Origin of the sequence: Streptomyces lasalocidi (assembly GCF_005280215.1) — a bacterium.
In the GTDB taxonomy this organism is placed as follows: Bacteria; Actinomycetota; Actinomycetes; order Streptomycetales; family Streptomycetaceae; genus Streptomyces; species Streptomyces longwoodensis.
In genome coordinates, this window is sequence record NZ_SZNQ01000001.1 from 2790967 (window position 1) to 2804199 (window position 13233).

Annotated in this window: 10 protein-coding genes; all 10 read left to right on the forward strand. The window is 73.3% G+C overall.

All coding sequences use genetic code 11. The annotated features are described in order from the left end of the window. Positions 1 to 190: 190 nt before the first annotated feature. The 10 genes from E4U91_RS12385 (at position 191) to E4U91_RS12430 (ending at position 13225) form a co-directional block, all read left to right on the forward strand. The gene (locus tag E4U91_RS12385; protein WP_137310787.1) at positions 191 to 1276 is read left to right on the forward strand and encodes a mechanosensitive ion channel family protein; all 1086 of its coding nucleotides are present in this window, start codon (positions 191 to 193) and stop codon (positions 1274 to 1276) included. Positions 1277 to 1512: 236 nt separating this feature from the next. Beyond that, positions 1513 to 2724, forward strand: a complete 1212-nt coding sequence (locus tag E4U91_RS12390) for an ROK family transcriptional regulator (protein ID WP_137306903.1) — start codon at positions 1513 to 1515, stop codon at positions 2722 to 2724. 82 nt (positions 2725 to 2806) lie between these two features. Continuing rightward, complete coding sequence (locus tag E4U91_RS12395; RefSeq protein WP_137306904.1) at positions 2807 to 4156, forward strand: ABC transporter substrate-binding protein; 1350 nt, start codon at positions 2807 to 2809, stop codon at positions 4154 to 4156. Between the two features lie 17 nt (positions 4157 to 4173). Next, complete coding sequence (locus E4U91_RS12400; protein WP_137306905.1) at positions 4174 to 5115, forward strand: carbohydrate ABC transporter permease; 942 nt, start codon at positions 4174 to 4176, stop codon at positions 5113 to 5115. A 3-nt stretch (positions 5116 to 5118) separates the two neighbouring features. Next, entirely contained in the window at positions 5119 to 6012 is an 894-nt protein-coding gene (locus E4U91_RS12405; protein ID WP_137306906.1) for a carbohydrate ABC transporter permease, read from the forward strand. 7 nt (positions 6013 to 6019) lie between these two features. Further along, complete coding sequence (locus E4U91_RS12410) at positions 6020 to 7285, forward strand: 6-phospho-beta-glucosidase (RefSeq protein WP_137306907.1); 1266 nt, start codon at positions 6020 to 6022, stop codon at positions 7283 to 7285. After that, a complete protein-coding gene (locus E4U91_RS12415) occupies positions 7276 to 8247 on the forward strand; it encodes an N-acetylglucosamine kinase (RefSeq protein ID WP_137306908.1) in 972 nt (323 codons plus the stop codon). The genes E4U91_RS12410 and E4U91_RS12415 overlap by 10 nt, the downstream gene beginning before the upstream one ends. 153 nt (positions 8248 to 8400) lie before the next feature. Beyond that, positions 8401 to 10587, forward strand: coding sequence for an RNA polymerase recycling motor ATPase HelR (gene helR, locus E4U91_RS12420; RefSeq protein WP_137306909.1), 2187 nt, complete (start codon positions 8401 to 8403; stop codon positions 10585 to 10587). Between the two features lie 185 nt (positions 10588 to 10772). Beyond that, positions 10773 to 12134 (forward strand): hypothetical protein, encoded by a 1362-nt coding sequence (locus tag E4U91_RS12425; protein ID WP_137306910.1) that lies wholly within the window; start codon positions 10773 to 10775, stop codon positions 12132 to 12134. Between the two features lie 23 nt (positions 12135 to 12157). Further along, positions 12158 to 13225, forward strand: coding sequence for a glutamate ABC transporter substrate-binding protein (locus E4U91_RS12430; RefSeq protein WP_404765493.1), 1068 nt, complete (start codon positions 12158 to 12160; stop codon positions 13223 to 13225). Positions 13226 to 13233 lie beyond the last annotated feature (8 nt).

Consider the following 13233-nt stretch of genomic DNA (forward strand, 5'->3'; position numbering starts at 1 on the left):
CACGATGCCCCGTTAGTGTGGTGGGCCTGCCCGTCCGGTGACCTTTCCGTGACCTCGACGACCCTGACCGCCGTACCGGCCGGGTGGACCGCACCTGGAGGTTCCTGCCGTGTCCGTTGTCGCGTCGTACGCGTCCCTCGCGTCGTCCGCGTCGTCCGCGTCGTCCGCGTCGTCCGCGTCGGTCTTCCGGCTGGCCGCCGGTCCGTCGCCGACGCCGACGCCCTCCCAGTCGCCGGCGGTGTCGGTGCCCACGCTCCAGGACGCGCACGAGAGCGCGGCGAACGCGGCCGGGTGGGTCGAGCAGAACTGGTCGACCTGGCTGGCGATGGGGCTGCAGATCCTGCTGGTCGTGGTCGTCGCGGTGGCGCTGCGGGCGGTGGTGCGGCGGGCCATCACCCAGCTGATCGACCGGATGGGCCGCACCCCGCAGAGCATGGACGGCAGCGGCCTGGGCGGGCTGCTGGTCAACGCCGAGCGGCGCCGGCAGCGCTCGGCGGCGATCGGTTCGGTGCTGCGCTCGGTGACGAGCTTCCTGATCCTCGGCACGGCCGCGCTGATGGTGCTGTCCACCTTCAGGATCAACCTGGCGCCGCTGCTGGCCTCGGCCGGTGTCGCGGGCGTGGCGATCGGTTTCGGCGCCCGCAACCTGGTCACGGACTTCCTGTCCGGCGTGTTCATGATCCTGGAGGACCAGTACGGCGTCGGCGACACGATCGACGCGGGCGTGGCCTCCGGTGAGGTGATCGAGGTCGGGCTGCGCGTGACCAAGCTGCGCGGCGACAGCGGTGAGATCTGGTACGTCCGCAACGGTGAGGTCAAGCGGATCGGCAACCTCTCGCAGGGCTGGGCCACGGCCGGGGTGGACGTGACCGTGAAGGCGAGCGAGGACCTGGACCGGCTGCGGGCGACGCTGGCCGAGGTCGCCGAGAAGATGAGCAAGGAAGAGCCCTGGAACGAGTTCCTGTGGAGCCCGGTGGAGGTGCTCGGCCTGGACTCGGTGCTGATCGACTCCATGGTGCTGCGGGTCTCGGCGAAGACGATGCCGGGCAAGTCGGTGGCGGTGGAGCGCGAGCTGCGCTGGCGCATCAAGCGCGCCTTCGACGCGGCGGACATCCGCATCGTGGGCGGTGCGACGTCGGTGGAGGACGCCGAGGCCGCCGCCGCGGACCCGGCGGCCGCGATGGCCGCGCCGTCGGTGTACGCCAACGCCGACTCGCCACAGGTGGCGGCGACCGCCCCGATCACCCCCCAGCGCCCGGCGCCGCCCGCCAAGTAGCCGGCGCCCGCCGGCGCACCCCGCCTTCCGCACGCCCCCGAGGTAACGACTCCGTCTCCTCGGGGGCGTCGCCTATTGACGCCCTCTTCGCCCGGGGCTTACGTTCCTCCCACCCCGATAGGAAACTTTCCTAACAGTGATCTCCGACCGGCGGACCGTCGGCCGGTGATCACGACTGGACGGTGCGACCGGCTCGCTGGGAAGCTGGGCGGCCGGAGAGGCAGGTGTCGAGACCCATGGCAGGAACCGCCGGTACGCCGGGCACCCCGCGCGTCCTGCGCGCCATGAACGACCGTGCCGCGCTCGACCTCCTGCTGGAGCACGGACCGCTGTCGCGCACCCGGATCGGCAAGCTCACCGGCCTGTCCAAGCCGACCGCCTCCCAGCTGCTGGCCCGCCTGGAGGCCGCCGGGCTGGTCCTGGCGACCGGCACCAGCGAGGGCCGGCCGGGCCCCAGCGCCCAGCTGTACGAGGTCAACCCGGCCGCCGCCCACGTCGCCGGGCTCGACGTCACCCCGGACCGGGTGCTGGCCGCCGTCGCCGACATCACCGGCCGCACGGTGGCCACCCACGAGGTACCCACGCCGGGCCGGCGCGCCGCCGGGTCTGTCGTACGGCAGGTCACCGACGCGCTCGACGGCGCGGTGAAGGCCGCCGGGCTCGCCCGGGACGACGTGCGCCGGATCGTGGTGGGCACGCCCGGCGCGTTCGACCCGGGCACCGGCCGGCTGCGCTACGCCTCCCACCTGCCCGGCTGGCACTCCCCCAGCCTGCTGGACGACCTGGCGGCGGCCCTGCCGGTGCCGGTGGAGTACGAGAACGACGTCAACCTGGTCGCGCTCGCCGAACAGCGGCTCGGCGCGGCCCGCGGCCACGAGGACTTCGTCCTGCTGTGGAACCAGGAGGGCCTCGGCGCCGCCCTGGTCCTCGGCGGCCGGCTGCACCGCGGCTGGACCGGCGGCGCGGGAGAGGTGGGCTTCCTGCCGGTCCCGGGCGCCCCGCTGGTCCGGCACGTCACCAAGGCCAACAGCGGCGGCTACCAGGAGCTGGCCGGCTCCCAGGCGCTGCCTCGCCTGGCCCGCGAACTCGGCCTGGACGACGTGCCGTCCGGGCCGTACGCCGGGGCGGCCGCCGCCCTGGTGGCCCGCGCCGCCGCCGAGGACACCGCCGCGCACCGGCAGCTGCTGCGGACCTACGCGACCCGGCTGGCGACCGGTCTGGCCTCGCTGGTCTCCGTCCTCGACCCCGAACTCGTCGTCCTGTCCGGCGCCTCGCTGACCGCCGGCGGCGAGGTGCTGCGCGCCCTCGTCCAGGCCGAACTGGAGGAACTGGCCGCGTCCCGGCCGAAGCTCGTCGTCGGCGACGTCCAGGAACACCCCGTGCTGCGCGGCGCGCTGGAGAGCGCGCTGGCGGCCACCCGGGACGAGGTCTTCGACACCTCGCGCTGACCCGTCACCGGCCCCCAGCCCCCGCACCTGCCGTCCCTCGCTCTTCTTCCCTCGTCCTCGCCCGCCACCGGGAGGTCCCGTCATGCCCCGAACCCTGCCCCGAGCCGCCCGGAAAGCGGCCTTCGCCCTGAGTGCCGCCACGGCGCTGGCCCTGTGCGCCACCGCCTGCACCGGCCAGTCCTCGGCCGGCGCCGACGACGACGCCTCCAAGGAGACGACCCTCACCTTCTGGCACGCCTGGAGCGCGCCGAACGAGGTCGAGGCCGTCAAGAACCTGGTCGCCGGCTTCGAGAAGACCCACCCCAACGTCCACGTGACCGTCGTCGGCAACATGACGGACGACAAGATCAACCAGGCGCTGCGGGCGGGCGGCAGCAAGGCGCCCGACGTGATCTCCTCGTTCACCACCAACAACGTGGGCAAGTTCTGCTCCTCCGGCGCGCTGGTCGACCTGAACCCCTTCTTCAAGAAGGCGCAGATCGACCCGGAGACGACGTTCCCGAAGGCGATGAACGAGTACACCCAGTACGACGGGAACCGCTGCACCGTCCCGCTGCTGGGCGACGCCTACGGCCTCTACTACAACAAGACGGCGTTCCGGAAGGCGGGCATCGCCGCGCCGCCGAAGACCTGGTCGGAGTTCGCGGCGGACGCCAAGAAGCTGACGGTCCCGCAGGGCGACGGCTTCAAGCAGCTGGGCTTCATGCCGAACTACCACGGCTGGGAGAGCACCACCGAGCACTACCTGGGCCAGTTCTCGCCCACCTACTTCGACCAGGACGGCAAGTCGACCCTGGCCACCGACCCTTCCGTGGCCGCCGCCTTCACGATGCAGAAGAACCTGGTCGACTCGCTCGGCGGGTTCAGGAAGCTGGAGAAGTTCCGCTCCGGGCTCGGCGACGAGTGGGGACCCAAGCACCCCTTCCACACCGGCCAGGTCGCCATGCAGCTCGACGGCGAGTGGCGGCTGGGCATGGCCGAGGAGGCCAAGCCCGGCTTCGAGATCGGCGTCGCCCCGCTGCCCGTCCCGGACGACCGGGCCGGCGAGTACGGCAAGGGCTACATCACCGGCACCATCGCGGGCATCGCGGCCACCAGCCACAAGCAGAACGCGGCCTGGGAGCTGGTGAAGTACATGACCACCGACACGAGCGCGGTGGTGGGCTTCTCCAACGCCATCCACAACGTGCCGTCCACGCTCGCCGCCCTGAAGTCCCCGGACCTGAAGTACGACCCGCGCTTCAAGACGTTCCTGGACATCGCGGCGAACCCGCACTCCACGACGTCCCCCGCGACCGTCAACGGCGGCGTGTACCTCACCACGATCCAGCAGCTCGGCTACGACTACGAGAGCGGCAAGGTCACCGACCTGCGGGCCGGCCTGAAGAAGGCCGCCGCGCAGATCGACACGGACATCGCGCAGGCGAAGTAGCCCGGGGGCCCGCCGCCATGAGCACCGTCACCCTCGCCGCCAAGCGCCGCCGCGCGGCCCTGCGGACGATCGCCTTCCTGTCGCCCTGGCTGATCGGTTTCGCGGTCTTCTTCGCCTACCCGCTTCTGTCGACCGTCTACTTCTCGTTCATGCACTACGACGGCTTCCGGCCGCCGACGTGGAGCGGCACGAAGAACTGGACGTACGTCTTCGAGCACTACCCCTTCTTCTGGCCGGCGCTGCGCAACACGCTCTGGCTGGTCCTGGTGATGGTCACGCTGCGGGTGCTGTTCGGCCTGGGCGTGGGCCTGCTGATCACCCGGATCAAGACCGGCACGGGCGTCTTCCGCACGCTGTTCTACCTGCCGTACCTCGCCCCGCCGGTGGCGGCCACCATGGCGTTCGCCTTCCTGCTCAACCCCGGGACCGGACCGGTCAACTCGATCCTGGAGAAGGTGGGTCTGCCGGCGCCCGGCTGGTTCAACGACCCCACCTGGTCCAAGCCGGCGCTGACCCTGCTCGCCCTGTGGGGCATCGGCGACCTCATGGTCATCTTCATGGCCGCGCTGCTCGACGTGCCCCGCGAGCAGTACGAGGCCGCCGAGCTGGACGGGGCCTCGGCGTGGCAGCGGTTCCGCTACGTGACGCTGCCGAACATCTCGCCGATCGTGATGTTCGCCGTGGTCACGGGCGTGATCCAGGCCATGCAGTACTACACGCAGCCCCTGGTGGCCGGAAAGGTCGCCTCGGGGGTCATCCAGGGCGCGGGCACCATGTTCGAGCCCGGCTACCCGGAGCACTCCACGCTCACCCTCCCCCAGCTCGTCTACAACCTCGGCTTCCAGCGCTTCGACTACGGCTCGGCGTGCGTGGTGGCCCTGGTCCTCTTCGCCCTGTCGATGGCGTTCACCGCGTTGCTGATGCGGCGCCGGGGCGGGCTCATCCAGGCAGGTGACTGACGCATGGCCCAAGTACTGGACAAACCCGTCGCGTCGGCCACCCCGGCGCCCGACGCGCGGCGCACCGCCCGGCGCAGGGCGCTGCTGGAGTGGATCGCCGTGCACGCGCTGGGCGTCGCGGCCGCGCTGTTCTTCACCCTGCCGTTCGTGTTCGTCCTGCTGACCTCGCTGATGAGCGACAGCCAGGCGCTCAGCCGCGACCTGCTCCCGCACCCGTGGGAGTGGGACAACTACCGGCGGGTGCTGGACACCCCGGGCTTCCTGACCTGGTGGCGCAACACCCTGCTGTACGCGGGGCTGGGGACCGTCCTCACGGTCGTCTCCTCGCTGCCGGTGGCCTACGCGCTCGCCAAGTTCCGCTTCCGCGGCCGCAACCTGGCGCTGATGCTGGTCATCTCGATGATGATGCTGCCGCCGCAGGTGGTCGTCATCCCGATGTACCTGTTCTGGGCGAAGCAGCTGGACCTGTCGGGCACGCTGTGGCCGCTGATCGTGCCGATGGCGTTCGGCGACGCGTTCTCCATCTTCCTGCTGCGGCAGTTCCTGACGACCATCCCCAACGAGTACGTCGACGCCGCCAGGGTCGACGGCTGCGGCGACCTGCGCACCCTGCTGCGGGTGATCGTCCCGATGGCGAAGCCCGGCATCGCCGCGGTGGCCCTGTTCCAGTTCTTCTACGCCTGGAACGACTACTTCGGGCCGCAGATCTACGCCTCGGAGAACCCCGGCGCCTGGACGCTGTCCTACGGCCTGGAGTCCTTCAAGGGCATGCACCACACCGACTGGAACCTCACCATGGCCGCCACCGTGCTGGTCATGGCCCCCGTGATCCTCGTGTTCTTCTTCGCGCAGAAGGCGTTCGTCGAGGGCGTCACGCTGACCGGAGTGAAGGGTTGATCCGGATATGAAACTCACCGTGGTCGGCGGAGGCTCGACCTACACCCCCGAACTCGTCGACGGCTTCGCCCGTCTCAGGGACACCCTGCCCGTCGAGGAACTCGTGCTGGTCGACCCGGCCGCCGACCGGCTCGAACTGGTCGGCGGCCTGGCCCGGCGCATCTTCGCCAAGCAGGGCCACGACGGCCGGATCGTCACCACGACCGACCTGGACGCGGGCGTGGACGGCGCCGACGCGGTGCTGCTGCAGCTGCGCGTCGGCGGCCAGGCCGCCCGGGAACAGGACGAGACCTGGCCCCTGGAGTGCGGCTGCGTCGGGCAGGAGACGACCGGCGCGGGCGGCCTCGCCAAGGCGCTGCGCACCGTCCCGGTCGTCCTCGACATCGCCGAGCGGGTCCGCCGCGCCAACCCGCGGGCCTGGATCATCGACTTCACCAACCCGGTCGGCATCGTCACCCGGGCCCTGCTGAAGGCCGGCCACCGCTCGGTCGGGCTGTGCAACGTGGCCATCGGCTTCCAGCGCAAGTTCGCGGCGCTGCTCGGGGTGGCCCCGGCGCAGGTGCACCTGGACCACGTGGGCCTGAACCACCTGACGTGGGAGACGGGCGTGCGCCTCGGCGGCCCCGAGGGCGAGGACGTCCTGCCCAAGCTGCTGGCCGGCCACGCCGAGGCGATCGCGGCCGACCTGCGCCTGCCCCGGTCGCTGCTCGACCGGCTCGGCGTCGTCCCGTCGTACTACCTGCGCTACTTCTACGCCCACGACGAGGTCGTCGAGGAGCAGCGCACCAAGCCGCCCCGGGCCGCCGAAGTGGCCGCCATGGAGCGGGAGCTGCTGGAGATGTACGGCGATCCCGCGCTGGACGAGAAGCCGGAGCTGCTGGCGCGGCGGGGCGGGGCCTTCTACTCGGAGGCGGCCGTGGACCTGGCGGCGGCGCTGCTCGGCGGGGGCGGCAGCCCCTACCAGGTGGTGAACACCTACAACCAGGGCACACTGCCCTTCCTGCCCGCGGACGCGGTGATCGAGGTGCAGGCCGCCGTCGGCGCGCAGGGCGCCTCCCCGCTGCCCGTGCCGCGCGTGGACCCGCTGTACGCGGGCCTCATGGCGCACGTGACCGCGTACGAGGACCTGGCACTGGAGGCGGCGCTGCGCGGCGGGCGCGACCGGGTGGTCCGCGCGCTGCTCGCGCACCCCCTGATCGGGCAGCACGCGTACGCCGACCGCCTCGCCGACGAACTGATCGCACACAACCGGGAGCACCTCGCGTGGGCCTGACCGCAAGTGTCCTCGCCATCGACGCGGGCAACAGCAAGACCGACGTCGCGGTGGTGGCGGCCGACGGACAGGTCCTGGCAACGGCCCGCGGCGGCGGCTTCCGGCCGCCCGCCGTGGGCGTCGCGGCGGCCGTCGGGGCGCTGGCCGCGACCGTCTCGCGCGCGTACGAGGCGGCGGGCGTGGACGCGGTCGCGCACGTGTCGGCCTGTCTGGCCAACGCGGACCTGCCGGTCGAGGAGGAGCAGCTGGCCGCCGCGCTGCACGCGCGCGCGTGGGGCGACACGGTGGAGGTCCGCAACGACACCTTCGCGATCCTGCGGGCCGGCGTGGCCGAGCCGCGCGGGGTCGCCGTGGTGTGCGGCGCCGGCATCAACTGCGTCGGCATGCGCCCCGACGGGCGCACGGCCCGCTTCCCCGCCATCGGGCGCATCTCCGGCGACTGGGGCGGCGGCTGGGGCCTCGCCGAGGAGGCCCTGTGGAGCGCGGCGCGCGCGGAGGACGGCCGGGGCGCGCCCACCGACCTGGCGCGCACCCTGCCCGCGTACTTCGGCCTGCGCACCATGTACGACCTGATCGAGGCGCTGCACCTGGAGCGCCTCGCGCCGCACCGGCGCCACGAGCTCACGCCGGTGCTGTTCGCGACGGCCGCCGCCGGGGACGCGGTCGCCCGGGGCATCGTCGACCGCCTGGCCGAGGAGGTGGTCGCGCTGGCGACGGTGGCCCTCACCCGCCTGGACCTGCTGGCGGAGGAGGCCCCGGTCCTGCTGGGCGGCGGCGTCCTCACCGCCGGCCACGCACAGCTGGACGACGGGGTACGGGAGCGGCTGGCGGCCCGCGCCCCGAAGGCGACGGCGCGCGTGGTGCGGGCCCGGCCGGTGCTGGGCGCGGCGCTGCTGGGCCTGGACCGGGTGGGGGCCGACGCCCCGACGCAGGAGCGGCTGCGGGCGCACTTCGCGGCGTGACGGAACAGGAAAAGCGAGGAGTGTCACCGACTCCTCGCCACTCTCAACGTATAGCGCACCGGGGGGCTTGCGGCAAGGCCCCCCTCGTACCGCACAATCGCAGGTCTTGGGGCCGAATCCGGCCAGATCCTGCGGAAATGAGGGACTCACGACGTGTGCGCGCTTCGGTCGGAACGGTCGGGACACGCGGACCAGCGGGGGCAGGGGCCGTTCGACCTCCCCGACCGGCTCTCCGCCAAGGCCGATCCGGCGCTGATCGCCGCTGACGAGCGGCACTTCGCGGACGTCGCCCGGAGCCTGGAGGAGACGATCGCCGAGCTGTCCGAGCGGCTCGAGGCCGAGCTGAAGAACCCCGGCGGCAGCGGGCAGCAGGCGATGGACCGCGACCTGGAGGTGCACCGGCTCAGCGCCCGGCTGCGCACCCTGCGCCGCTTCGGCCTCGACCTGTGCCTGGGCCGGATGGTCCCGGCGGACCGGCCCGACGAGCCGCTGTACGTGGGACGGCTCGGCCTGACCGACGGCCACGGCCGCCGGCTGCTGATCGACTGGCGCTCCCCGGCGGCCGAGCCGTTCTTCGCGGCCACCCACGCCCGGCCCATGGGCCTGGCCAGCCGCCGCCGCTACCGCTGGACCGGCGGCCGGATCACCGACTACTGGGACGAGGTGTTCACCGCCGACGGCCTGGACGGACGCGCCGCGCTGGACGACCAGTCGGCGTTCGTGGCGAGCCTGGGCGGCCACCGCTCCGAGCGCATGCGGGACGTGCTGGCCACCATCCAGGCCGACCAGGACGCCATCATCCGGGCCGGGTCCCGCGGCGCCCTCGTCGTCGACGGCGGCCCCGGCACGGGCAAGACCGTCGTCGCCCTGCACCGCACCGCCCACCTGCTCTATTCCGACCCGCGCCTCGGGCACCGCAAGGGCGGGGTGCTCTTCGTCGGCCCGCACCGGCCGTACCTGACCTACGTCTCCGACGTGCTGCCCAGCCTCGGCGAGGAGGGCGTGCAGACCTGCCTCCTGCGGGACCTGGTGCCCGAGGGCGCCGCCGCGACGGAGGAGGGCGACCCGGAGGTGGCCCGGCTGAAGGCGTCCGCCGATCTGGTGCGGGCCGTCGAGAAGGCGGTCGCGTTCTACGAGGAGCCGCCCACCGAGCCGCTGACGGTCACCGTCGACCGGTTCGAACTGCGGCTGAGCGCCGCGGACTGGGCCGAGGCGTTCGACGCGCCCGAGCCGGGCACCCCGCACAACGAGGGGCGCGACCAGGTGTGGGACAAGCTGGTCGAGATCCTGTACGACCGCTACCGCGGCGACGCCCCGCCGCAGCACTTCCGCCGGGCCCTCGCGGCCGACGGGCAGCTGACCGCGGCCCTCGGCCGGGCCTGGCCGCTGCTGGAGGCGGCCGACCTCGTCGGGGACCTGTGGTCGGTGCCGGCCTACCTGCGGCTGTGCGCGCCGTGGCTGTCCCGCGAGGAGGTGCGGCGGCTCCAGCGGGCCGAGCCGCAGGCGTGGACGGTGTCCGACCTGCCGCTGCTGGACGCGGCACGGCAGCGGCTCGGCGACCCGCGCGCGTCCCGGCGCCGGCGCCGGCAGCAGGCCGAGGCCGCCGCCGAGCGCGCGTACCGGGCGCAGGTCACCGAGAACCTGCAGCGCGGCGACGACGACTGGCAGGGCATGCTGATGACCATGCTGACCGGGCAGGACCTGCAGAACAGCCTGGTCCCGGTGGACGGGCCGCCGGTCGCCGAACCCGACCTGCTGGCGGGCCCGTTCGCGCACGTCGTGGTGGACGAGGCGCAGGAACTGACCGACGCCGAGTGGCAGATGCTGCGGCTGCGCTGCCCGTCCGGGAGCTTCACCGTGGTCGGCGACCGGGCGCAGGCCCGGCAGGGGTTCACCGAGTCGTGGCGGGAACGGCTGGCGCGGGTCGGGCTCGACCGGGTCGAGGTGGCCTCCCTCGGCATCAACTACCGCACCCCGCAGGAGGTGATGGCCGAGGCCGAGCCGGTGATCCGGGCCGCGCTGCCGGACGCCAACGTGCCGACGTCCGTGCGCCGCACCGGCGTTCCGGTGCTGCACGCCCCCGTGGCCGAGCGGGACGCCGTCCTCGACGCCTGGCTCGCCGACCACGACGAGGGCGTGGCGTGCGTGATCGGCGACCCGGCGTTCCGGGAGACGGCCCGGGTGCGCTCGCTCACCCCCGAGCTGTCCAAGGGGCTCGAGTTCGACCTGGTGGTCCTCGTGGACCCGCAGCGGTTCGGCGGGGGCGTGCGGGGCGCGGTCGACCGCTACGTGGCGATGACCCGGGCCACCCAGCGGCTGGTGGTCCTGACCAGCCCCTGACACCGGCCCGCCCACCCGGTCGGTGCGCGGGCCGCCCCTCCCCCAGGAACCGAACCCCCGTTCTGCGCGTCATGGACAGGGGGGCCGCGATCGCACCGGGATCCGGTGAAGCGGGGTTCGCACCGCCGGTCGCGGCAGCGATACTTGCCGCGGGACATGACCATGGGGGAGGTCAGGCAGTGGCCATGACGCCGACGATCACCGCGGCCCCGCCGCCGCCTCGCCGTACGGCGTTCGCCGAGGGCCTGGACCGGCTGCGGGCGGCCGCCACCACCGAGCCGGGCCGGCTGCGCGTCATCGGCGCCCTGCTCGCCCTGCTGGTGCTCGCCTTCGGCTCCGTCGCCGCCTGGCAGACCACCGACCGCGCGGCCGCCGCCGACGACGTGCTGCACAAGAGCCAGCCGCTCAGCTCGGCGGCGGCCGACATCTACCGCTCCCTCGCGGACGCCAACACGGCCGCCTCCAGCGGCTTCCTGTCGGGCGGCCAGGAGAGCGCCGGGACCCGCGAGCGCTACGAGCGGGACATCGACACCGCGGCGGCCGGGCTCGTCACCGCCGCGGAGAGCTCCGACCCCGGCTCCCCCGCGGCCGCGTCGATCACCCGGCTCAACACCCTGCTGCCGGAGTACAAGGGCCTGGTCGAGCGCGCCCGCACCTACAACCGGCAGGGCTTCCCGGTCGGCGGCGCCTACCTGCGCTACGCCAACCAGAAGATGCAGCAGGAGATGCTCCCGGCCGCCGAGGACCTGTACCAGAAGGAGAACCAGCGGCTGGAGGACGACTACGCGGACGCCACGCCCTACCCATGGGCGGCGATCGCGCTCGGCGTCCTCGCGCTGGCCGCGCTGGCCTGGGTCCAGCACCGCACCTACCGCCGCACGAACCGGGTGCTCAACCACGGCCTGGTCGCGGCGACGGCGGCCGCCGGGATCGTCCTGCTCTGGCTGGTCGTCGGGCACGGCGTGGCCCGCGCGGGCCTGGACGACTCCTACGACCACGGCGTCCGCTCGCTGAACGTCCTGCACGACGCCCGCGTCGCCTCCCTGAAGGCCCGCGGCAACGAGAACCTCACCCTGGTGGCCCGCGGTGCCGAGACGGTGAAGGAGACCGCGGACGGCGAGGAACGGACGGTCGACCGCTACGACCACGACTTCTCCGCCGACATGGCCGTCCTCGCCAAGGGCCTGGACCGGGCCGCCGCCCTGGCCGACGACCGCGCGGGCCGGCAGCCGGTCACCACGGCGCAGGGCAACATGACGGAGTGGCGCAAGCGGCACGGCGCCGCCCGCGACCAGGACGACAACGGCAACTACCAGCAGGCGCTGGCGCTGGTGATCGGCGCCAAGGGGTCGACCGGCGAGTGCTTCGACAGCGTCGACGGCCATCTCGACCAGGCGCTCGCCCACGAGCAGCGCGAGTTCCTGCGGGCGGCCGGCGACGGCCGGGACGCCATGACCGGTCTGCCGGCCGGTGCCGCCGTGCTCGCCGTCCTCGCGGCCGCGGGCGCGGTCGTCGGCATCGGGCGCCGGCTGTCGGAGTACCGGTGAGAGGAGGCGCAGTGATCGCAGGGATGCGTACGCGACGCGGACGGTCCGGGGCGGAGGGCGTCGCCGGCCGGACGGGGCTGCGCCGCCGCCTCCCCCGCGGCTGGGGCGGGGTCGGCGCGATGGCGGTCGCCTGCGCCCTCGCGCTGGCGTTCGTGCTGCTGCTGCCGCGGGCCGGGGCGCACGGCGACGGCCCGGGCCGGGACGGCGGGGGCAGCGGCCGGGGCAGCGCGGCCGCCGACGAGAAATGCACCGCGCCGGAGCAGCAGACCCTCGCGCCGTCCGGTGCCGACGGTCCGACGATCAGCGCCATCAAGGCCCGCCGGGGCGAGAAGCGCAAGCTGGTCGTGGGCGTCGACCAGAACAGCTACCGCTGGGGCTACCGCAACCCCAACAACGCCCGTGCGGAGCTGGAGGGTTTCGACATCGACCTGGTGCACCGGATCGCCCAGGACATCCTCGGCGACCCGGACGCCGTCCAGTTCAAGGCGATCCCCACCAACCAGCGCGGCCCGGCGATCCAGGAGGGCCGGGTGGACATGGTGGTGCGCACCATGACCATCACCTGCGACCGGCTGGGCGAAGTGGCGTTCTCCGCGCCTTACTTCAGGACCGGGCAGCAGGTGCTCGCGCCCCGGTCGTCGGCGATCACCGGCTACGACGCCTCGCTGGCGCACAAGAAGGTGTGCTCGGCGGCTGGATCGACCGCCAACTCCCGGCTGACGGACGACCGCCGGACGGGCCGGCTGCCCGCGTCGACGGACATCTCCCTCACCGTGCCCAACCAGCTGGACTGCCTGGTGCGGCTCCAACTCGGCGAGGCGGACGCGGTGGTGACCGACGGGGCGCTCGCCGCCAGCCAGGCCGCGCAGGACCCGACGGTCACCCTCAAGGGTGCGGCGTTCACGACCGAGTACTACGGCGTGGCGATGAAGAAGGACGCGGACGATCTGGTACGCCGGGTCAATCAGGTCCTGGTGCAGTACCGCGCGAACGGCTGGCAGGCGTCGTACGACACCTGGCTGTCGGCGACACTGGGGAAGGACGCGACGGCGTCCCGGCCGCCCGCGCCCACGTACCGGCGCACGAGCTGACGGCACCA

Coding starts and splice junctions, on each gene's coding strand:
- E4U91_RS12390 (WP_137306903.1), top strand. CDS start 1,513: ATGGCAGGAACCGCCGGTACGCCGGGCACCCCGCGCGTCCTGCGCGCC.
- E4U91_RS12395 (WP_137306904.1), top strand. CDS start 2,807: ATGCCCCGAACCCTGCCCCGAGCCGCCCGGAAAGCGGCCTTCGCCCTG.
- E4U91_RS12400 (WP_137306905.1), top strand. CDS start 4,174: ATGAGCACCGTCACCCTCGCCGCCAAGCGCCGCCGCGCGGCCCTGCGG.
- E4U91_RS12405 (WP_137306906.1), top strand. CDS start 5,119: ATGGCCCAAGTACTGGACAAACCCGTCGCGTCGGCCACCCCGGCGCCC.
- E4U91_RS12410 (WP_137306907.1), top strand. CDS start 6,020: ATGAAACTCACCGTGGTCGGCGGAGGCTCGACCTACACCCCCGAACTC.
- E4U91_RS12425 (WP_137306910.1), top strand. CDS start 10,773: ATGACGCCGACGATCACCGCGGCCCCGCCGCCGCCTCGCCGTACGGCG.
- E4U91_RS12430 (WP_404765493.1), top strand. CDS start 12,158: ATGCGTACGCGACGCGGACGGTCCGGGGCGGAGGGCGTCGCCGGCCGG.